A 22,123-nucleotide genomic window follows, 5' to 3' on the forward strand; every position below is an offset into this window, starting at 1 on the left:
GGGGGTGGCAGAGGGGGTAAAGGCAAGCAAAACGGTAATAATGGTGTTAGAGGGCGTGGGGGCCATAGCATGTGGGGTGGTCATGGGGGACGAGGGAGTGTTGGCATAGATAAGAGTTACCATGGTGGTGGTGGTGGATATTTCCCCGGAGGAGATGCAACAGCTTCATCAAGCGGTGCTGGGGGAGATGGGGCTGTATTAATTAAAGTGTATTTATAAGAAATGGAATAAGACAATGGCACGAAGGATCAGTAAAGACTGTTTAAACTGTTTAAAAAAATGGGAAGGTTTGCGATTAAACGCTTATCAGGATACCTCTGGCGTTTGGACTATTGGTTATGGTCATACAGGAAAAGCTGGTAAACCAGATGTTATTGAAGGGATGACGATTACAAAGCAAAAAGCTGAAAACATCCTTTTAAATGATTTGCACAAATATGAAGCAGCTGTAGAAAAAGCCGTGCATGTCGATTTAAGTGATGAACAGTTTGGCGCTCTTGTTTCTTTTTGTTATAATGTGGGGGTCAATGCTTTTGAGCGTTCTACTTTACTTAAAAGACTCAATAAAGGCGATTATGAAGCTGTACCGGCTGAGTTACAAAAATGGATAAGAGCTGGAGGCAAGCCTTTGAAAGGCTTAGTTCACAGGCGTGCTGCTGAAGCCGGCTTATGGGCAACAAGCGCTTATGTTTCTTCTAATTATCAAGCTGTAGAAGAAAAAGAGCCAACAAGTGCTTTTAAAGCAGAAGTGTTAGCTCCCATCATTGGATCTTTCTCTGGACTTGGAGGGTTGCTTGCGGGTAATGGGCCAGTTCAGTGGGCTTTTGCTGCAATTATGCTGTTAGCTGCTTGTATCGGTATTGCTTTTGTTGCTCAACGTTTTTGGGAGCAACGACTATGATTTGGTGGACAAAGAAATATTTACGGATCATAACGACGGCTTTTGCCGCTTTTTTTGTCATTTTAGCTCAGGTTTTTCGTCTTGGAAAAAAAGTTGAGCAACGAAAACGAACTGAGAAAACTTTAAAAATAGCTATAACACGGTTTGAAGTTGAAGATGAAGTTAACAAGAAAAGTGATGTGGATATACGCTCTGATCTGTCTAACTGGGTGCGCGACAAATAAATACGATTCCTCTTGTCTTGGATGGTTGCCAATTTATTTGCAACAAAAAGATTACAACGTGATCAGTTCAAACTTAGCTAGAGAGCTCTTAAAACACAATAAACAGGGGGAAATCTTGTGTGGATGGAAACATGGTTAGAAGAAAAACTGAAAAACACTCTGAGCTTACAGACGAAGAAAAAGAAATGCTTCAAGAAATGATCATTACCTATCAAAGCATGAAAATGATGTCTCGGTTTATGAAGTGGATAGCATTTATGATCTTTTTAATCATCATGGATTGTGCCCGTTTCATCGATGCCATAGAGAATATTTTTTCTCATTTGAAAAAGTGGGTGACCAAAAATTAACAGAAATATTATGATTCCTATTCCCTAACCTGATTTTTTCATTCCCTAACCTTTAAAAAATAGAAATAAAATCAATGGGTTACAGGGATAAAAAAACAGCTGGTGGGTGATGAGGGAATCGAACCCACGACCCGCTGATTAAGAGTCAGCTGCTCTACCGACTGAGCTAATCACCCAGGGTTCTTCCAAAGAAGAGAATGAGAGGTTCTATAACGTTCCTAGAGGAGGATGTCTAGGTGGCCTCATTGTTTTTTGTAAGATAAATAAAATCTTTAGCTGAACCAGTATAAGACATATAAGCTTTATATAGTATTTTCTCTTGATCTTGTACAAAAATATCCATTATAAGATAATTCTACTAATAAATGTTCTAATTATCTATGCAGAACGGTGCTAAAGGATTGTCGAGCGTAATGCCCGAACAAAATTCAGAAGAGTTTTCTTATAATATCAAGCAATGTGAGCTTTTCTTTCACGGTATGAATCTTATTAACAATCATGTGAGTTTAAGTAATGCCTTGTGGCTTCCTGCTTTTGGGTGCAATTTATTTGCATTCAATGTTATCGATCAATTGTGCGAATGAAAGCTTATGAATTTATTTCATCAACGATGCGCATTTAAGTTTTTTACAACATTTTCAAAGGATGAACTATGATGGAATGGGTCATTGATCCCTATGTGTGGTTTGGTTTGGTTACGTTGATTTTCCTCGAAATTGTTTTAGGAATAGATAACCTTGTTTTCATTGCAATCTTAGCAGAAAAATTGCCATTACATTTGCGTAATCGTGCACGTTTGGTGGGGTTAACTTTAGCATTAATTATGCGGCTTTGTCTTCTCATGGTTATTGGCTGGGTAATGAGTCTTGATAAAGTAATTTTTTCTATTGCATCCTTTGGTTTTAGTTGGCACAGCCTCATTTTAATTAGTGGTGGAGCTTTTTTGTTAGCAAAAGGAACGCTGGAGTTACATGAAAGATTAGAGGGGGCAGCACATGAAAGGAAAACTGGTGTTATTTATGCTGTTTTTTGGCAAGTGATTGTTCAAATTGTTGTACTTGATGCAGTGTTTTCTCTTGATAGTATTATTACTGCAACAGGTATGATTGCCAGAGATCAGGCAGTGGTTATGTACATAGCGGTTGTCGTTGCAATGGGTGTAATGATGTGGGGATCTAGCACCATTATGCGTTTGATTAGTCGTTATCCTACGGTTGTCATTCTTTGTCTTGGTTTTTTAATGATGATTGGCTTTACTCTCATTGTTGAAGGATTGGGCTTTCATATTCCAAAAGGTTATTTGTATGCAGCTATAGGTTTTTCAGTTCTTATCGAGGTTTTGAATCAAATTGGGCGTCGTAATCGTGAAAAGATGGTTACAACAAATGATTTGCGTGAGCGGACAGCCGATGCTGTGTTACGACTTTTAGGAGGAGGAAAAAAAGACGGTAATCTGAGTGAAACTGTAGATGTCATTGTTGAACAAGCAGCCACTTCTGAGCTTTTTCGACCAGAAGAAAAAGAAATGATACGTGGTGTTTTAGATTTGGCTGATCGTCCTGTGCGCTCTATTATGTCACCCCGTAATGAGATTGAATGGTTGGATTTGAACGGTAATGAGAGTGAGATGCGTGAAGAATTGCAAAAAGTTAAACATAGTCGTTTAATTCTTGCGCGCGAAAAAGTAGACGAATTTGTTGGCGTTGCTTTAACTAAAGATCTGCTTTTAAATTGGGCTGAAGATCAAAAGATTAATTGGCAAAGAGCTATGCGTGAGCCACTTGTTGTTCATGAAAATACGAGTGTTTTACGATTGATGGAGCAATTACGCCATTCTTCGATCCAGCTTGCGATTATTGTGGATGAGCATGGATCTTTTGAAGGTATTGCAACACCAACAGACATTCTTGAAGCTATTGCTGGTGATTTTCCTGATGATGATGAAGAACCTGTTGTAGTGGAACGACTTGAAGATGGAAGTTTTCTTGTTGAGGGGTGTGCGGATATTCGCCATTTAAGTAGTTATCTTGAGCGTGATTTTGTTGATGAGGCAGACCGTTATACTACGCTTGCAGGATTTATGCTTTGGCATTTTGGCCATTTACCAAATAAAGATGAAAGTTTTGAAACTGAAGGTTTATGTTTTAAAGTGATTGAAATGGACCGTCGAAATATTTCTAAAGTGCTTATCTCTCCCCTTAATTTTGTGACAAAAGAAGTAATGATTTAGAAAATAAAAAGAATAGCCAATTTTTTATTATTGCTTTTAATAGGCTTATACAAATTTATGAATATATAAAAGCATAGAAGTATTAAAAAGATTTATGTTAAAAAAGTAGTATTTATTCCTTTAATTTCTGTATATTTATGTAAAGAATAATTACTGATCAATACATTGTTATAAGGTTATAAATATTATTTAAATTAAAATTGGTATCTATAATCGTGAAAAATATACGTTTATTTTAGTATATCGTTTATGGTGTGCATTTATAGAAAAATCAAGTAAATATACTGATTTTAGTGTTAGTTAAAATTAGCACAATTCTTATTATTTGTTTGGACGCAAAAAAGTGAAGTGAGTTTATTTTTTTCAAGTTAGGTATGCTGCGTTCGTTTTCGATATTGGTGAATCTCAAAAATTGCTACAAAGAATAATGAAATGATAAGCGGTATAATCAAATAAAGCATTCTAAATACAATAAGTGCTGCAATAACATTAGCAGGATCTATTTGAGGCATACCTGCCATGAATAAAGCTTCAAGTACACCTACGCCTCCTGCAGGGGCATTAGAGAGCAGGGTAATGGTAAAAGACGCTAGGAAAACGCCGAGTACAGAGATAAAACAAATATCAGTATTGCGTGACAGTACGGCATATATAATTCCCGCTGCTCCTAAAAGTTCTAATGGGCTAATCAGAAGTTGTTGGGTGACAATTTTAAGCCGTGGATAAGAAAGTTGAATTTTTTTGCTTATGTATAAAGGTTTTAACTGAAACCAACTGCCGAAAGTGTATAGCGCTATAAAGGCGAGTAAAATTACGCCAATTATTGTGCCAAGCCATACGGGAAGATCTTCGTAAATGAGCGTGATAATTTCAGGCTGCAGAATTAAAACGATGCCAGAAAGCAAGATTGTGCCAATTACAAAAGTAAAGGAGCAAAAGCCAACTAATATTGCAACTTCTGTTCCACTTAATCCTTTCATTTTATAAGCACGGTAGCGTACAACAGCACCAGAAAAAACTGAAGCGCCGATATTGTGTGAAAGCGCATAAGTGGTAAATGAACAGATGGCGATGAATACCCAAGAAATTTTACGACCAAGATGTTGCAAAGCAATTCGGTCATACCCAGCAAGAGCTGCATAAGCGATGAGTGAACAAAAACAGGCCAGTAACCACTGATGTACCTTTAAATCGGCTAAACGATCCAATACATCAATTAGAAAAATAGTTGATAGCTTTATATAAAGAATACGGATTGATATCAGCATTGTTAGGATGCCGATAAATGGCCATATAAATTTTTTTAATTTCACACTTTTTTATCCATTTCCGGGTTTTTATTCATGACTTTTGTGCACATAATTCGTGATTATTCATCTTGGATTGCAAATCATTGTTTTACTAAATTTTCCATAATCTCAAGTGCTTTTTTGTTATTATCATTACAATGGCTATACATCAATTAATAAAGCAGCCTAACAGGCTGTTTTTGTTTTAAGTAGTGTATAAGCTTTAAGGTTGGGTATATTGGTTATGCATTATCTTACTTCAATAATACAATAACATCTTTTTGTATATTTCTAAATATTAATTGCATCAATAATTTCTTGTTTTATGGTATTTTCTGCTAATTATTTCGATTTTATCTGCAATTGTTCTACTGGCAAAAATATTTTTATTCTTTATTTAAAATTAAAGGCTTACCTTTGTTTATTAAGGAAAAGCGCAAATCTTATGTGCCAATACAGTTGTAATCACTCATCATAACATGACTAATTTTAAAAATAGTGAATAGGAACTCTAGGCTAGAATTTTCATTAATATTGAAAATTCTTTGCGTATTTCATCAATTTACGTGAAAATTTCTTTAAATATTTTTAATTTTGCCAAGGTTAATGAAAACGGAAAGAGTTGAGCACAATAGAAAAAGCTGTTTCTGTACAGATCAAATCATAGAGGCAATTGTTCAAGAGATTCTAAGTTTGAATTTAATTTTGCGAGAATGAAAAATTTTCTAATATGAGCAAAATTATCTGAGATAGTGAAAATTATTTTATTAGAATAGCGGTAAGTTTCATAATGAAAAAAGCAATAATAAAGTTTGCCTAACATGATCATTAATTATTGTTTCTAGAAACAGTAAAAAGTTATCAAGTTCTTTCTTTGCTAGATTAAATAATATGCTTGCAGAGATAAAAAAGGAAATAGAAAAAATATTTTCGCAATGATAAATTTTTTGCTGCACACTGACTTTTAAGAGGGGTTAAACTTAATAATGCTCCGAATTTTAAATCAGCCACTATATAAAAAGATTAATTAATTCTCTTTTATTCCTTATCTTTAAGATGTTTGCTCTTGAAGGTCTAGAGTTTAGTGTTAATGTCATGATTAAATTTTCAATGGTTATCACACAATAGCAATAAATCCTTTTTTGTGTTTATAAATTGGTGTTTTATAGAGTATTGGATTATGGTATTCACTTTGAGTAAAGCTAAACTAGATACTAAATCACTCGTAAAACTACAATCCATAGTCCAGCTAGAAACGTAACCCTAAAAAATAGCAAATGCCATTTGTATAACGATAACAGAGGTTGTAATGGCTTTGATAGATACAAGCTTTTAATAAAAATGCACTTCAACACCAAATATCAAAAAATGACAAATCTTTCAATGAGTTGATTGATAAGAGAGAGAGTTCTATTTTGGAACTGCTTGTATTTGGTTATGTAATAATAATCCTTAGAGAACAAATATCTCGCCAGTAATGAAATACATAAATGATAAGCAATTATTTCAGAAAGGAATGCTCAATATAAATCCAATAACAATAATTGTAACTAGTCGCATGTCTAGAGTATAATTTCTTGAGGTTTTTTGATTGTTTAAAGCGATTGTAGTTTTATAGGAAGAGAAAGTCGATATGAATTGATATACCATTTTGTGGCTTATTGGGTTTTATTATTTATGCCTTCTCTTTTATTTTGCTTATACCCCAGTTACTTAACAATAATAGAATAGGTGCTGCAATAAAGATAGAAGATAATGTGGCAATAATGATACCAAAGACCATAGGCAATGCAAAATTATAGACAGCACTTCCACCCCATAATGCCATAGGCAACATAGCTAATATTGTAGTGGTTGATGTGAAGACACAGCGTGTAAAAACTTGATTAATCGAGAGGTCTATCAACTGATACATAGGCATTTTTTTATAAAGACGCATATTTTCACGCATGCGGTCATAAACAACTACTTTATCGTTAATCGAGTAGCCAACAATCGTTAAAAGGGCAGCAATAGCGGTCAAATTAAAATCAAATTGAAACAAAGCAAAAAGACCAATCATTTTTGCGATATCAAGAATAAGAGTGACAATTGCTCCAACTGCAAAGAACCATTCAAAACGCCACCAAATGTAGAGTGACATAGCAATTGCTGCTAGTATAACAGCAATAACACTAGCTGTGACAAATTCCTCTGAAATCTTAGGGCCAACAATTTCTATTTGATCAAATATAGTATCTGGGTAGATATTCTGTATGGCTGTCTTAACCTTATCCATGGTAACGGTTTGTTGTATTTCACTGCCGTTTTGTTTCTGGATACGAATTAAAACTGTGTGTGCATTGTCAATATTTTGTAATTTTACTTCACCAATATTAAGGGCGGAAAGCGTTGAGCGCAGGGTAGCCAAATTCGCTGGCGCCTTTGTTGTTATACTCATTTGGCTGCCACCAATAAAATCGATACCGAAATTCAAACCAGGTTTAAAGAACAGAAAAATTGAAGCAAGTGATAAAATAATTGAAATACCAATACCTATAAAACGAGCTTTCATAAAGTGGAAAGTTGTATTGTATAGGGTAAAGTCAAAAAAGGGTTGAATATGCAACGTCTTTATTTTCCATTTACGGACAACCCAAACCATGATGATACGCACTATGGTGATATCAGTGAACATGGAAATAATAATTCCAAGTAACATTGTGATTGCAAAACCGCGAACAGGGCCGTTACCAAACCAAAAAAGCAAAATGGTTGCAATAATAGCCGTAACATTGGCATCAACAATGGTTGCAAAAGCTTGTTTAAACCCACGATCTAAGGCGGCAAAGGCGCTGACACCTTTTCGACTTTCTTCTCGAATACGTTCATTAATCAAAATGTTAGCATCGACAGCAATGCCAATACCCAAAATAATACCAGCAATACCCGGCAGTGTAAGTGTAGCACCGAGAAGACTTAATGCTGCAAGTGTCAAAATAGTATGTAGTGCTAGTGCTATGTCGGTGATAATGCCCCAAATACCATATAGAAGAAACATGAAAATGGCGACAAGAACAAAGCCTATAATTCCTGTATAAAGTCCCATTTTAATAGCGTCTGCACCAAGATCTGGGCCTACAGTTCTTTCCTCAATAACAATTAATGGTGCGGGCAAAGAGCCAGCTCGGAGTAGAGCAGCAAGGGTTGATGCTTCTTTTATATCAAAATTTCCTGTGATTTGACCCTGTCCATTAGGGATAACGCCATTAATGACAGGAGCGGTCAAAACTTTGTTATCAAGAACAATTGCAAAGGGACGGTTAATGTTTTTACGTGTTATTTCCGCAAATATTTTAGAACCAATTGAATTCATGGTGAATGAGATAATAGCACGCCCTGGCATTTGCGGGTCGAAACCTGCACGTGCATCTTTTAGTACATTTCCATCCAAAGCAATTTGATCATAAATTGCATAATGTTGATTTTCATCAGTATATCCAGGAAGAATTGAAACACCTATAGGCGGGGTGTTTACATCTACATTGGAAGGAACAAGGTGGAAGGTCATTTTTGCGGTTGTTCCTAGAAGATCACGTAATTGTTTTGGATCTTGGAGACCAGGCAATTGAACCATAATACGATTAGTTCCTACTTTTTGAATGGCTGGTTCAGCTACACCTATCTGATCAATACGTCGGCGAATAATTTCTAAGCTTTGTTCGACAGTGTTTTTAATACGATCCTTAATACCAGATTCAGTTAATGTTACACGAATATTCTCATTTTGAGTGCTAATAGCGATATCATTGGTTGTGGTGCCAAAGCTATTTTGTATCGGTATGACCAATGTTTCTAAAGCAGTGACGGCTTTTTGATTTTGTGTAGGATCGGAAATAACAATAATAATGTCATCTTCAATGATACGAATATTTGATGTACGGATTTTTTGTTCACGCAGTTTTGTGCGTACATTATCTAAAATTGTGCGTAACTGATCACGCTTTAATGTTTTTACATCAACTTCCAGTAAGAGAGAAGATCCTCCTTGAAGATCAAGACCAAGTGTCACGTGGGTGTTAGGCAGGAATTTAGAGTTTTTAATTTGTTCTTGTGAGAATAAATTAGGTAATGCAACGTAAATGCCGCTTAAAAGGATAAGGCAATAGAGAATAATTAGCCAACCAGGTGTACGCATGATATATTCCAACTAGTAGAACACTGTAAGAGTTATTGAAGTTAAGCGCGCAAAGTAAAATTAAAATGATAATTTTGCAGCTCAAGCAACGGAAGGAGCATGTTAATTTAAAAAATATTATTTTTGAAGACTATAACACCTTATACGAGCAATAATTATAGGATTTGAAAATATATTCTAATACCTGTTTAGAAAGTTGATTGTATTTATTTTCTAGATAAAACCATAATATTGGTTATATTATCAGTATGTCGTACTCTGATCAAGTGCATACACATTTCTAAGCTATTAATCAGTTATATTGCTCAATGTTGCACAAAAAACAAATTGTACAAAAGAGAAAATTTTTTGCAATATAAGAGCAAAAAACATGCTAAATTATTTTTTGTCTTATTGATTTTAGGTCTATTTAGTCTCCTTTATCAGCATTATTAGATGAGGGGAAGCTTTTATGGGATTATTCTTATGAGAGTTGGAAATATTATCTTATGCCATATTTAAAAAGGAATTACTCTTTTTACTTATTTTTAGGGCGGATATGTATTTATTCTTTAAAAAAAAATTATATGTTTTTTTCTTAATCATCACGATTAGTGTTTTATTTAGTGCTTTTTCATGGGGAAACTTAGCATCTCCAACTATAGCAATTGGACAATCAATAACTTCACAATTGGTTGAAGAAATTGTTCAGCAACAACAACCAATTCTTGAGACTCTTAAGCAAGATATCGAGTCTTTACAAAAAAACTTTGAAAGTGAATCAGAAGATGAGCACATTTTAAAAGAATGGCGGTTGCAGGCACAAGATATCAGTAAGCGTGCTTTAGAAGCCGCATTTGTTTTACGCGCTCCTCTTAATAACATTAATATACTTCTTAGCCAGTCTGCTGAGCTACAAGATGGTCAAACAGACTTAGAAAGCCAAAGTAAGGAGCGCTCTGGTCTGATAGAGCAAAAGGCTAAAATTAATAGTATAGTATGTCAGTTTGAAGAGATATTTTTGACTGCAAATAAGATGACGGAACGTGCTATTTCTCAATCTCGAGCATTGTTTACGCGCACCCTTACGTACAAATTTGAATTTTCAATGTCAATGCTTAAAGATATTTTTACAAAAACCAAAGAGGCTTCATTTGATTTTATTTCGTTGTTTAATTCTTGGTGGAAATTTGTGTATTATTTCAAACCATTACAATTATTTTCTACCTTTTTTATCCCACTTGTTGTTACTTTAGGTCTTTCTTATTTTTCGCACGCAAGTATTGCACACGTAAGCTCGCGTGTTATCAAAGGTAATGACGAAGTCCCTTATCTACAGCGTTTATTGGTTGCTTTTATTTCAATTCTTTTGCCTTCATTTGTATGTATTCTTTGCATTTATTTGACATTTTTCCTATTGTACTATTTCAGTTTGACTTTGGGGAAGTTTACAGAAGTATTTCATACGATTGGGCACCAAATTATTATGGTCTTTTTGATAAATCGTATAGCAGTTGCCCTTTTATCATCAAAAATAGCTCCTATTCGTCTTTTGAATATTGCACCATCACCAGCATATCAACTGATAATTTTGCTTACTCTGTTAGGTGGAGTTTTAGCACTTGATGCTGTTCTTGATAGTATTTATTGGGTGGTTTCAGCATCTCTTTCTTTGACAATTGCTAAAAGCTTTATTGCTGTTTTTCTTGTAGGGGTTTTGTTGTTTATTATTTCATTTGTACCTTTGCAGTTTAGACGTGGGCGTTTTCAAAGTGGAAAGATAAAACCACTACCTTGGCCACTTTATATACGTATTCCTCTCTTAGTATTGGGATTGTTTCTTATTGTGATGGATTTTTTAGGTTATATTGGTTTGGCGCGTTTTGTTGTACAACTGATTGTGACCAGTAGTGCATTTTTGATTTTGATGTATTTGGGGATACAAAGTACACGTGCTATCGCGTCCAAAGGGGAATTTATCAAAACAGGAATTGGTCACACCTTGATGAAATGGTTTCATTTCGAAGAAAAAACGATGGATCAATTAGGAACTGTTATTAGTATTCTTCTTAATGTGGTCGTGTTTGTACTTTGTACAGTACCGATTATTGGGAAGTTTGGATTTTCGTATTCTGAAATAGGGGCACTATTTTGGCAATTAATGATTGGTTTTCAGATTGGAAATATATCTATTTCTTTGATTTCTATTGTGATGGGAATAGTTGTTTTTTTTGTTTGTTTGTTTATTATTCGTCTGTTTATTGGTTGGTTGGACGGCACAGTAATGGAGCGAGGAGAATTCGATCTGGGTGTGCGTAATTCTATCAAAACGGTCATAAGCTATGGGGGTATCGCTTTGTCGGTCTTGTTAGGAGTATCAACAGCAGGTTTTAATCTTAGTAGTTTGGCGCTCGTTGCTGGAGGGCTTTCACTTGGTATCGGTTTTGGTTTGCAAAATATTGTCCAAAATTTTGTATCTGGGCTTATTATTTTAATCGGGCGGCCATTTAAATTAGGTGATTATGTAGAATCAGGATCGGTTCGTGGTATTGTCAAACGTATTAATGTGCGTGCAACTGAACTTGAGACATTTCAGCGCCAGACAATCATTATTCCTAACTCAAATCTCATTAATAACAACGTAAATAATTGGACACGTCGTAGCAAAATGGGGCGAATTGATATACCTTTGACTGTTGCAACTAATGTTGATCCAGAATACGTCGTTCAAATATTGCTAGAAATTGCTTCTGCGACGGAGGGGGTTTTGAAAAACCCTGCACCGCAGGTGAATTTTACTGGGTTTGATAAACAAAACTTTTCGTTTACCTTGGCTATTTACGTACCTAATATCACTTCTACTTCTAAGGTAAATAATGCTCTTCGCTTTATGCTTTATAAACGTTTTTTTGAGGAAGGGATTTTGGAGTGCTAAAATATTTTTATATTTTTATCACAGTGATACTGTTCAGTGTTTTTTCTATGAAAGTTTTTGCAGCAACTGTGAAAAACAATGGTTTAACAGTACAGTTGTTTATTGTTGCTGAAGGAAGTGCACGTTCAAATATTTCACTTGATCCTGGCCAAATGATTACAGTTTGTACAAAGGGCTGTTTTATTACTTTTTCCAATAAGGATAAATTTGCTATAAAAGCAGACGATACTATAGAGATAGATGAAGGTAGAGTATTTTTTAAGTAAAATAGTTTACGATTCTTTTATTATAAGGCCCTTATTGGAAGGGGTTTATAGTAGTAAAGCTTTCTAGATCTATTTGGTTATAGAATTGATGATATATTTGTGAAAATTTTGATGCTTTTTCATAAGAAAGATTGAGTAATCTTTAAAGAAGAAGCAGAGAGAAAATAAGAAGAGGGCTGATACGCATTTACTAATGCTTAATTCAGATATGTAAAATTAGTTGCTTAGAAAAGTTATATAGAACTTAAAATTGCTTTTAAAAAGTGTTTAGGGTAATTACATTCAATTCATGGTGGCAACCCTAACTGTTTAGCGGAGCATTATTAGTAAATTGCCAAAAAGGCATGATTAAAAAATGCCTTACTTAAAGGACTCTTTATTTACAATTTTGGTAATTACTATGCAGCTTGATAGCGCTATAATTCTTTTTATAAGATAATTTAAAAGTGATTTTTATCACTTCCAATAAGACTGGAATAGAAAAATATTTTATATAATCAATGGTGCGGACGGCGGGACTTGAACCCGCAAGGTCTTCGACCGGCAGATTTTAAGTCTGCTATGTTTACCTATTTCATCACGTCCGCGATAAGGGCTAAAGGCTTTCTCATAAGCTATATCTTTTATTTAATCAAGAATTAATAACAAAAGAAACTTCTTTCGTTCTGTGATAAATTTTTGACTGACAATAATTGTTTTTACAGTTAGAAGAAATCTATACACTATCAATAAAGCAGGAAAATAAGTGGTGCTATGAGTGAATTTGTTCAAGATGTGACTAAAGCTATGGTAGCTTTACGTAATGTTTTTACTGAAACACCACTTCAACGCAATGATTTTCTTAGTCAAAAATATGATGCGGAAATTTATTTAAAGCGTGAGGATTTAACACCTGTACGGTCGTATAAAATTCGTGGAGCTTTCAATTTTGTTTCAGAAATGCTTGATAAGGTATCTCAAGATACAGTATTTGTTTGTGCATCAGCAGGTAATCATGCACAAGGGGTTTCTTTTGTTTGTCGCTATTTTAAACGTAGAGGCATTATTTTTATGCCTGTGACAACACCACAGCAAAAAATTGATAAGACACGCATTTTCGGTAAGGAATTTATTGAAATCCGTTTAGTTGGTGATACATTTGACCAATGTTATGAGGCTGCGCAATCTTTTGTAGCTGAGGGGGGAGGTGTGATGGCACCACCTTTTGATGATATTCGCATTGTTACAGGGCAAGCAACAGTTTTATGTGAGGCTGCTTTACAATGGAAAAAACTTAATGGAGAGAGTGAGCCAGATTTGATTGTTGTCCCTGTGGGCGGTGGTGGTCTGGCTAGTGGTGTGAGCAATTTTTTACATGAATATGGTTGGAAAACAAAGCTCCGTTTTGTTGAACCGGAAGGGGCGGCGAGTTTACTTGCATGTTTAAAGAACAAAAAACGTGTCAAACTTGAAAATATTAATACATTTGTAGATGGTGCTGCTGTGGCTGAAATTGGCGCATTAAATTACGCTATGTTGCAACAGTTTTCACCCGATTGTGTCATTACAGTTCCTGAAAACAGAGTTTGTTTTACAATGGTTGAAATGCTCAATGTTGAAGGTGTGGTTCTTGAACCAGCTGGTGCTTTGTCGATTGATGCTCTTAAAAGTATTTCTCGTCAGGAATTGAAAGGCAAAAAAATTCTTTTAGTTATTTCGGGTGGTAATTTTGATTTTGAACGTTTGCCAGATATTAAAGAGCGTGCTTTACGTTTTCAGGGATTAAAAAAATATTTTATTTTTAGTTTTCCACAATACCCTGGTGCCTTGCGTAGTTTTCTTGCGCACTTAACACCAAATGATGACATTGTGCGGTTTGAATATCTCAAAAAATCAGCTAGAAATTTTGGTTCTGTTTTGATTGCAATTGAAACAAAAAAGTATGATAATTTTTACCTCTTAGAGAAAAATTTTAAAGCGTTAGGTTGGCCTTATCGTGATATTACTAATGATCAAGTATTATTTGATTTTGTAATCTAGGAGTCTAAATTTTTTACTAGAGCGAAAGTTATAAAAATGAGATTTTTTCGTTATTTTACGCTGGGTGTATTTTTATTGTTAGGTATTGGCGGACAAAGTTTAGCAGCCAAACAAACAACGATACAAAAAACAGAGCTTTTAAATCTAGTTGTTGATATTAATAATGCTATAAAAAATAGAAATTTTGCAATTGTTTCTGCTCATATGCCTGACCGGCTTTATAAAGAAATGGCACGTCGATTAAATACAACAGAAGATAATTTACGCAACAATTTGCTTAAACAACTCCATACTCAGTTTAAAAATTTGTCTTCTGATGCTTATTATTTAGATGAGATAAAAATAGATTATCGGCAAACAGATAATGGTTCTTTTTACGCGTTGATTCCAACTACGCTAAAAACAGAAGATCGTATTATTCATTATAAAACATTGGCGATTTTTGATAATAACAGGTGGTATTTAATTTATGGAGGACAGAAAACAATACAAAATCCAGTTTTTCTTGAAATTTATCCTGATTTTGATGGAATTAATCTTCCAAAGGAAGTAGTAATAAAACAATAAACAATAAAGCTAATGTTTCTTCTGTATATAATAAATACCTTTAGAAAGTACTTGCTTTTTTATTTTAATCCAACAATAGTGTAGCTTCAGACATTTAAGCTTGAATATTGGCGTTTTACAAAGTAATTTTATATTTTCTCTTTAAATTTGAAGATACTTATGAACTGCTCAAGTCGCTTATTTTTATTTAAGCGGTATTTTAAATGTTTAATGTCAGATCTCGATTATACGGGATTTAAAGATTGATATAATTGTAGCTTGTTAGCTGTTTGCTGTTCTTGAGTTAAAGAGAGATTTTGTTGTGAATATAAAAGAAAATGCCTTTATAAAATTGGGTATACCTACACTTTTAACTGAAAACCTATTTATTGCTGGTATAAACAAACCTAAGCCTATTCAAAAACAGGCTATTCCAGTAATGCTAAAAAAGCGCGATATTTTAGGTATTGCACAAACCGGTTCTGGAAAAACATTAGCATTTGGATTACCTGTTTTAAGCCAAATTTTGGCTTTGGGTGATAAAAGATATCCTAAAACTGCACGAGCTTTGATTTTAGTTCCAACTCGTGAACTTGCAGTTCAGATTGAAGAATCAATTCGTATGGTTGCAAAAGGATCTCACCTTTCAACATGTTTAATTTTAGGAGGGGTGTCTCGATCTGCACAAATCAAACGTATGAAAACAGGTGTAGATGTTTTAATTGCAACACCAGGGCGTTTAATGGACCTTGTCTGTGAAAAATGCATTGATCTTTCTCAGTCTCGTTTTTTGGTTTTGGATGAAGCTGATCGTATGTTAGATATGGGCTTTATTCGTGATGTACAACGCATTGCAAAACTTTTGCATGAGAAGCGTCAAACAGCGCTTTTTTCAGCGACAATGCCGCAGGAAATAGTTATGCTTGCAAAGAGTTTGCTTAATGAACCAGTAAAAATAGAAATTGTTCCTCAAGGGACTGTTGCTACAGAAATTACTCAAAAATTATATTGTGTTCCTACAAGTGAAAAAAAGAGCGTTTTGAATAAGCTTCTAACAGATCCAGCTTTAGCTTCGGTTATTATTTTCACGCGAACTAAACATGGCGCTGATGCTGTTGCGCGCAGTTTGACGAAGGCGGAATATTCTGTTGCAGCAATTCATGGAAATAAATCGCATGCTGCACGACAGCGTGCGCTAAAAGCTTTTCGCGAAGGATCGGTAAGGATTCTTGTTGCAACTGATATTGCTGCACGTGGTATTGATGTGCCTGGAGTCAGCCACGTTATTAATTATGATTTACCGGATGAAGCTGAAAATTATGTGCATCGTATAGGCCGTACGGGACGAAATGGTACGTCTGGCAACGCTATTACACTTTTTGATGAAAAGGTAGAGCAAGTGCGTTTACGTGCTGTAGAACGTGTTATTCGAATGAAATTGACGCACGAAGATATTCCACCACAAATTGCAGCACTTCCAGAGAAATCTCTTATACCAGAAAATGGTAAGAAACATTGTTTTAAAAAATCTCAGTGTCAGAAGCAGACTTTTGATCATATAGATCAAATTAAACAATCACATATCAAAAATTCTTCATCTAAAAGTAAAAGATGTAAGAAAGCAAAAACCACAACAAAACGTGCTAAATTATTTCGTTTTCGTAAATCAATAAAGCAAGTGGCTTAAGTAAAACATTTGGAAAATGTAACGAAAATAACTAGATTATATCAGAGGAAACCTGGGTAAAATCTTTAAGCTGTAGTAACAGACTTGGTGATTGTATTTTAATGTATTTGGTGCTTTTAAAATACCTAATCGTATATTGATTATCTGTTATGAGAAAATACAATGGAACACTTAAAAAGAGCACACAAATAGCACTATTCTAGCTGTAAGGTTGCGAAGTTGTAGTACGAAGCAATATGTTTACGTAATGTATGATAGTTTAATGTATTTTTGAAGCAAGTTAAAAATAAATCCAAAAGCGTATCGGATTAATGATTAATAATAGTCAACTTGGTAAAAAGACAGGTTTTTCGTTATTTTTCAAGCATGATGGATTTCATTTTGTTTGTAAGTTATATAGCTCTAGTTGTTACGTATTAAAATATTAAAAATCAATTACTTACAGTTCAATGATAAGCGCATACTTTAATTCAAAAGCAAAAATATATTTTAAACTAATTTTTCAAGTATAACTTAGGATCATTTACTTCAATTTGTGAGTGTCAGTTTCGCTTGTTTAGTAAAAAAGAATGAATTCAGAAAAGAATTTGAGTTTTGTAAGCTAATATAAAAGAAAAATAAAGCATTATTAATAAATTTTGTTGCTAAAACTGTTTAGCCTTAGCCTAATATCTTTCTCATTTTTAAATCGGGAAAAGGTTGAAAGAAAACTTTTTGCAAAAGGTTTGGATATTTCACTTTATAGAAGATATTAACCCGGATAAAAAATATTCAAAACACAAAGCAAATAAAGAAATACTTCAAAGAGTGTGAAAAACCAATTATTATTCAACAATAAACAACATATTTTCAATGAGTTTAAAAGTATCTTTAATTAAAAAAATGAATTAAATTGGTTATGTTAAGCTGAACTTAAAACCTTTCTTAAAAAGCTTTGAAATTTACATTAAATGCCAATACAAACTTGAAATAGAAGATAAAAATAGCCAGGAAAAGAGAGAAAATTCCAAAAAGTAAGAACCCTATTCAAAAAAATAACTTCATTCCCCTACATCACTTTTTAATAACTCATTACAAGCTTATTCTGTTGTTTTAGAAGCTATAATTTATAATTAAAACACCATTTACAAAAGCATAAGTTATATAAATCTTCGAAAGATATTTATAAAATTCCGAGCAAAAATTAACAGAACTTCTTAACCAATTACATCTTATAAAGGTCAGAATTTATAAGATACACCAACACGGAAATCATTGGTTTTATAATCAATTTCAAATTTATCTTTAATGAATTTCTTTTTACCAAAATTTGAGAAACGATATTCTGTACGTAAAACGAGATCATCCATCATTGCAAAATCAATACCACCACCAAAAGTATAACCAATCATTGCTTTGGTTTCATCCACTATTTTATCTTTTTTTACTTCGGTTGAGACCAAAAAGATATCTTGAATCTGCGTATAAGCAACACCACCAGCAATATAAGGCATGATACGATCAACAGCAAAACCTATACGCATTCGTGTGGCTCCAGCCCACTTTTGTTTTAAAGTATGACTTATGGTTACAATAAATTTTTCTAATAATTCATTGCTTAACACTGCTTCTTGCAAAGGGTGCTGTCTCTGTACACCATGTTCCTCATCTTTCATTTTATATCCAGTCTGTCTGATAACCTTTGTATCTTTTTTATCAGACCAAATTACATCGGTGTCAACACCTAGAACAAGGCTATTATTAAGGTCAAAATTAGCTCCTGCGTAAAGACCACCCATAAACCCCGAAAGTTTGGGTAATAAATCTTTCTCAATCGATGATAATTTTGTAGAATCAACATCTTTTAAATTTAGAGCAGTCTTACTCGAAAAACCGCCAATTTGGCCACCGAAATAAAAACCTGTCCAAGAAAAAGAAGGAGCAACAACATTTGGTAAAACAACAGACATTGATTCTTGAGAAATTCTACTACTTTCTGCTTGAGCCACAGAAGATGCAACTAAAGTAAAAATAGATGCGGTAATTAAATATTTAGTATTCATATGTCGCTCCAAAATTACACACTAAACTACATAATGATACATTTTTTTCATAAAAAATCTGTAGTAAAAATGATACAAGTATAGGCAAAATGAAGTTCAACACAAAAAGCAATAACTTCTTCTCGTGCTTCAAAAATAAAATAAATATCAAACGTTTTGTATTTTTTATTTGCTCAAAAAAATCTGTCTATTATATTACGTTAATATGATGAGCAAAACTCTATTGTAATATGTCTTAAAATTAAGACTTTTTCTTCTCTAAAATTTTTCTAATCTGTGCAAGAGAAATAGACATTTATTTTGATATTTCATTCAAAGGCATAATTATACATTAAACGTGAACTTGGATAGCATCAGTTCGGGCTTAACAAGAGGCATTTTAAAATTGATGAATATGGAAAACATTTATGTGGGTGAAAATCAATTCAGAAGAAAAACTAAAAAACATATAGAATTTACAGAAGAAGAAAAGGAAAAGCTTCAAAAGTGATTATTACTCACCAAAGTATAAAAATCTACCAAAGTATGAAAGTAAAGTGATGTCGTGTTTTATGGAATGAATAGCATTTATCATCTTTTTACTGATCCTTATTTTGCATGTTTTATGGATGCGATGTATAATTATAATATCTTCCCACCTTTAAAACAGTGGTTTTCAAGAAAGTTAAGTGTTTGTTGCTTGAATTATTTTGAAATATAATAGTAAAATACTCTTATTCTATAATAAAAACCGTAAAACATTATTTTTTAAAGATACACTGAAGGGGTATTATGATATTTACTTCATTTAAATTAGAAAATTTCAAAGGGATAGGCGAACCTGTAGAAATAAATCTCTTAAGGGGAGGTAGAAGTTTTCCTTTTATTCTAGTGGGGAATAATGAATCAGGAAAAACGATACTTTGGAGGGTATTTGCTTCTTGTCACAGCTATGTTAGGGAAACAATTAACAGATGAAGAGCTTGCTTCTATACGTCCCAAAATAGTTTATTTTAACAAAGGTATTATCTTATCTGCCACAATTTCAGTAGATGAAGCGGAGATTGAAAAATTAGCTAAGCTTAACGCACTGAAAAAAATCAAAGATGATTTCTTTGAAAATAACCGACTAAATTTATCTTTTGTATATTCATTTGCTAAGAGCTATTGCACAGAAAAGTGTGTAATGATCAACAATAAGGATTATGGAGATAAAACAACAACAGTTTCTTTTAACCTATATAAAGGACCATATTCCTGAAATCGTCTATTATGATGATTTTATGTTTGACGTGCCTAATAAAATTAGGTTTTTAAAAACGGCAGCTCAAAGTTCAAATGAAGAAGTAAAACGGGACAGTTTGTTGAATGATAAAAAAATCTTTTATGACATAATATTTTTAATGATTTACTAATTGGTGCTCATAAACAGCAAACTGGGGGAAAAACTGAATTAAATATTAACTTTCAACGTGATGTCGTTGATTGTGATAATAAAGACGCAATCAAGCAACGTCTATCTTCTATGAATAATTATCTTAATAGTGTTGTTACCAAAGATTGAGAAGACATTACAGGAGGAAAAACTGTATTTGATAGCTTTGGCATAGAACAAGTAACAGGATCAAATCCCAATTTTCTAGATTTTTGTTTGGATGTCAAAGCTAACGGTCGCACTTTTTCTTTACATGAAAGAAGCAAAGGGTGCTGTTGGTTCTTTTACTTTAAAGTGTTTACAGATATTCGTACCAATAGGAGCAAAAATGGAACAATTTTCTTGTTGGATGAATCTGCAAGTAATCTACATATCTATCCCCAAGAAACAATATTACAATCTTTACAGAAATTATCAGGGTCTGATAACAATAGCGTGATTTATTCTACTCATTCTCCTTATTTGATTGAGGAGACTAAAGTGGATAATTTATGTTCGTAATGAAGCGTCTGATTGCGATCATCCTAAAATTCTATGTAGCAAAATTTTCAACTGGATAACAGCAGCGACGAAGGACGAAGTGTCGAAATCAGTTGAGCCTTTTTCACAGAAACTTGTGATGAATTGCGTTAAGCACTTTGGTAATAACCGGAAAGAAAGATTTTCACGACTTTGTAATTTTATTAAAGAAGTTTGTCTTCTTGCTGATTCTATCTAAAAAGTTATTAATTTAATACAGAAAATTCTCTGACAAACTATATTAAAAAATCTTATTTCCTAGCCTTATTGTTTTATCTCTAACTTTAATAAATATCAATAAAATCAATAGGCTATAGACAAAAAATAAATGGCTCCCCGGGCCGGATTCGAACCAGCGACCAACCGGTTAACAGCCGGTTGCTCTACCACTGAGCTACCGAGGAATAACACCAATTTATTTTAGTGCAAGGGCTATAGCAAAGCAATATTCATTTGCAAAGGGTAAAATTACTTTTTTTAAAAAAAATTTAAAATTATATAAAAAGAATAAAAATGATCCAAGAAAGATTACTGTATCTTGACGGATGCATTACCTTCCCTTATTGACAATTTTGATATTTATTGACGAGGCCTCGTGGCGGAATGGTTACGCAGAGGACTGCAAATCCTTGTATCCCGGTTCGATTCCGGGCGAGGCCTCCACTTAATTTCGATTAAAATAATTTTTTATTGAAGAGTATTCTTAATTTTTTGAGTGAAGTTACCTTTATATAGAAAATTAGCGCAATTAGAATCTTGTTATTGACTGTAACATGCTTTTTTGTCACATTCACAATAAAAGACATTACGCTTTTATTACCGCCATTTTGATTGTGGTTTTTGTTATGCATTAGGAGAAAAAACTAGTTATGGTTGCAGATTTTGCAGAACTTCGCCGCAAAATGGTTGACAATCAAATTCGTACAGTAGATGTAACGGATTTATCGATTCTTGAGGCATTTTTAACGGTGCCGCGTGAAGATTTTGTGTCAGAAGACGTTAAAGATTTAAGTTATCTTGATGGAGATATCGTTGTTTTTCCAGCGCAAGATGATTTACGCGCATGCTATTTGATGAAGCCTGCCTCTTTAGCAAAATTGCTACAACTTGCAGCTATAAAACCATCAGATAGTGTGCTAAATATTGGTGCAAATAGTGGTTATTGTGCAGCGTTATTTTCAAAGATTGCTAGGTCTGTTGTTGCGTTGGAAAGCAATAAAACGCTTGTAGAACAAGCAGATAAACTTTTAAAATATCATCAGTATGATAATGTGGTTGTTGTTCATGGACCATTAGAGCAGGGTTATGCTGCTAAGGGGCCTTATGATGTGATTTTTATAGAAGGTGCTGTTGATTTTATTCCTGATGGTATCTTTGATCAAATGGAAGAAGGTGGGCGTCTTGTTGTGGTTGAAGGGCATGGTGGCGCGGGTATTGCACAAATTTATATAAAAAAAGACAAGGTTATTTCAGTTCGTCGTAGCTTTAACCTTGCTGTAAAACCCCTTCCTGGTTTTTTAAAGACATTCGATTTTGTGTTTTAAT

General features: G+C 33.7%; 16 protein-coding genes, 4 tRNA genes and 1 pseudogene. 15 read left to right on the forward strand and 6 right to left on the reverse strand.

Annotated features, from left to right (window positions below; genetic code table 11):
* The 4 genes and pseudogenes from ME3_RS02950 to ME3_RS02970 form a co-directional block, all read left to right on the forward strand.
* Nucleotides 1-219, forward strand: a pseudogene (locus tag ME3_RS02950) (hypothetical protein); the annotation flags it as partial.
* Nucleotides 220-235: 16 nt separating this feature from the next.
* Nucleotides 236-901 (forward strand): lysozyme, encoded by a 666-nt coding sequence (locus tag ME3_RS02955; RefSeq protein WP_007477008.1) that lies wholly within the window; start codon nt 236-238, stop codon nt 899-901.
* Entirely contained in the window at nt 898-1,125 is a 228-nt protein-coding gene (locus tag ME3_RS02960) for a hypothetical protein (protein WP_007477009.1), read from the forward strand. Before ME3_RS02955 ends, ME3_RS02960 begins: the two co-directional genes overlap by 4 nt.
* A 131-nt stretch (nt 1,126-1,256) precedes the next feature.
* Nucleotides 1,257-1,475 carry a hypothetical protein gene (locus ME3_RS02970; RefSeq protein ID WP_007477010.1) on the forward strand — a complete coding sequence of 73 codons (219 nt, stop codon included), beginning with the start codon at nt 1,257-1,259 and terminating at the stop codon, nt 1,473-1,475.
* Between the two features lie 100 nt (nt 1,476-1,575).
* On the opposite strand, the gene ME3_RS02975 is transcribed toward ME3_RS02970, so the two are convergent.
* Nucleotides 1,576-1,651: transfer RNA gene (locus ME3_RS02975), tRNA-Lys, on the reverse strand.
* 237 nt (nt 1,652-1,888) lie between these two features.
* Here ME3_RS02975 and ME3_RS06925 point away from each other — a divergent pair.
* Nucleotides 1,889-2,059: a hypothetical protein gene (locus tag ME3_RS06925; protein WP_007477011.1), complete on the forward strand. Its 171-nt coding sequence runs from the start codon at nt 1,889-1,891 to the stop codon at nt 2,057-2,059.
* A 68-nt stretch (nt 2,060-2,127) separates the two neighbouring features.
* The gene (locus ME3_RS02980) at nt 2,128-3,705 is read left to right on the forward strand and encodes a TerC family protein (RefSeq protein ID WP_007477012.1); all 1,578 of its coding nucleotides are present in this window, start codon (nt 2,128-2,130) and stop codon (nt 3,703-3,705) included.
* A 368-nt stretch (nt 3,706-4,073) separates the two neighbouring features.
* On the opposite strand, the gene ME3_RS02985 is transcribed toward ME3_RS02980, so the two are convergent.
* Entirely contained in the window at nt 4,074-5,018 is a 945-nt protein-coding gene (locus ME3_RS02985) for a lysylphosphatidylglycerol synthase transmembrane domain-containing protein (protein ID WP_039952524.1), read from the reverse strand.
* Nucleotides 5,019-6,669: 1,651 nt separating this feature from the next.
* Nucleotides 6,670-9,171, reverse strand: coding sequence for a protein translocase subunit SecD (gene secD, locus ME3_RS02990; protein ID WP_007477014.1), 2,502 nt, complete (start codon nt 9,169-9,171; stop codon nt 6,670-6,672).
* Nucleotides 9,172-9,709: 538 nt separating this feature from the next.
* Between secD and ME3_RS02995 the strand changes: the two genes are divergently transcribed.
* Nucleotides 9,710-12,085 (forward strand): mechanosensitive ion channel family protein, encoded by a 2,376-nt coding sequence (locus ME3_RS02995; RefSeq protein WP_007477015.1) that lies wholly within the window; start codon nt 9,710-9,712, stop codon nt 12,083-12,085.
* Complete coding sequence (locus ME3_RS03000; RefSeq protein ID WP_007477016.1) at nt 12,079-12,351, forward strand: hypothetical protein; 273 nt, start codon at nt 12,079-12,081, stop codon at nt 12,349-12,351. The genes ME3_RS02995 and ME3_RS03000 overlap by 7 nt, the downstream gene beginning before the upstream one ends.
* 501 nt (nt 12,352-12,852) lie before the next feature.
* Here the strand turns inward: ME3_RS03000 and ME3_RS03005 are convergent.
* A tRNA-Leu gene (locus tag ME3_RS03005) sits at nt 12,853-12,938 on the reverse strand.
* A gap of 166 nt (nt 12,939-13,104) precedes the next feature.
* Between ME3_RS03005 and ilvA the strand changes: the two genes are divergently transcribed.
* The 3 genes from ilvA (at nt 13,105) to ME3_RS03020 (ending at nt 16,603) form a co-directional block, all read left to right on the forward strand.
* The gene (gene ilvA / locus ME3_RS03010; RefSeq protein ID WP_007477017.1) at nt 13,105-14,370 is read left to right on the forward strand and encodes a threonine ammonia-lyase IlvA; all 1,266 of its coding nucleotides are present in this window, start codon (nt 13,105-13,107) and stop codon (nt 14,368-14,370) included.
* Between the two features lie 36 nt (nt 14,371-14,406).
* Nucleotides 14,407-14,937: a hypothetical protein gene (locus ME3_RS03015; protein WP_007477019.1), complete on the forward strand. Its 531-nt coding sequence runs from the start codon at nt 14,407-14,409 to the stop codon at nt 14,935-14,937.
* Nucleotides 14,938-15,238: 301 nt separating this feature from the next.
* Nucleotides 15,239-16,603, forward strand: a complete 1,365-nt coding sequence (locus tag ME3_RS03020) for a DEAD/DEAH box helicase (RefSeq protein WP_007477021.1) — start codon at nt 15,239-15,241, stop codon at nt 16,601-16,603.
* A 1,220-nt stretch (nt 16,604-17,823) separates the two neighbouring features.
* On the opposite strand, the gene ME3_RS03025 is transcribed toward ME3_RS03020, so the two are convergent.
* Complete coding sequence (locus tag ME3_RS03025; RefSeq protein WP_007477023.1) at nt 17,824-18,645, reverse strand: outer membrane protein; 822 nt, start codon at nt 18,643-18,645, stop codon at nt 17,824-17,826.
* Nucleotides 18,646-19,525: 880 nt separating this feature from the next.
* On the opposite strand from ME3_RS03025, the gene ME3_RS07170 reads away from it, so the two are divergent.
* The gene (locus ME3_RS07170) at nt 19,526-19,885 is read left to right on the forward strand and encodes a hypothetical protein (RefSeq protein WP_007477026.1); all 360 of its coding nucleotides are present in this window, start codon (nt 19,526-19,528) and stop codon (nt 19,883-19,885) included.
* A gap of 390 nt (nt 19,886-20,275) precedes the next feature.
* The gene (locus ME3_RS07355; RefSeq protein ID WP_483413617.1) at nt 20,276-20,560 is read left to right on the forward strand and encodes an AAA family ATPase; all 285 of its coding nucleotides are present in this window, start codon (nt 20,276-20,278) and stop codon (nt 20,558-20,560) included.
* A gap of 347 nt (nt 20,561-20,907) precedes the next feature.
* Here the strand turns inward: ME3_RS07355 and ME3_RS03035 are convergent.
* Nucleotides 20,908-20,982 (reverse strand) — tRNA-Asn (locus ME3_RS03035).
* Between the two features lie 185 nt (nt 20,983-21,167).
* Here ME3_RS03035 and ME3_RS03040 point away from each other — a divergent pair.
* Nucleotides 21,168-21,241: transfer RNA gene (locus ME3_RS03040), tRNA-Cys, on the forward strand.
* Nucleotides 21,242-21,447: 206 nt separating this feature from the next.
* Complete coding sequence (locus ME3_RS03045) at nt 21,448-22,122, forward strand: protein-L-isoaspartate O-methyltransferase family protein (RefSeq protein WP_007477030.1); 675 nt, start codon at nt 21,448-21,450, stop codon at nt 22,120-22,122.
* Nucleotide 22,123 lies beyond the last annotated feature (1 nt).

This window comes from Bartonella melophagi K-2C, assembly GCF_000278255.1.
Classification (GTDB): Bacteria; Pseudomonadota; Alphaproteobacteria; order Rhizobiales; family Rhizobiaceae; genus Bartonella; species Bartonella melophagi.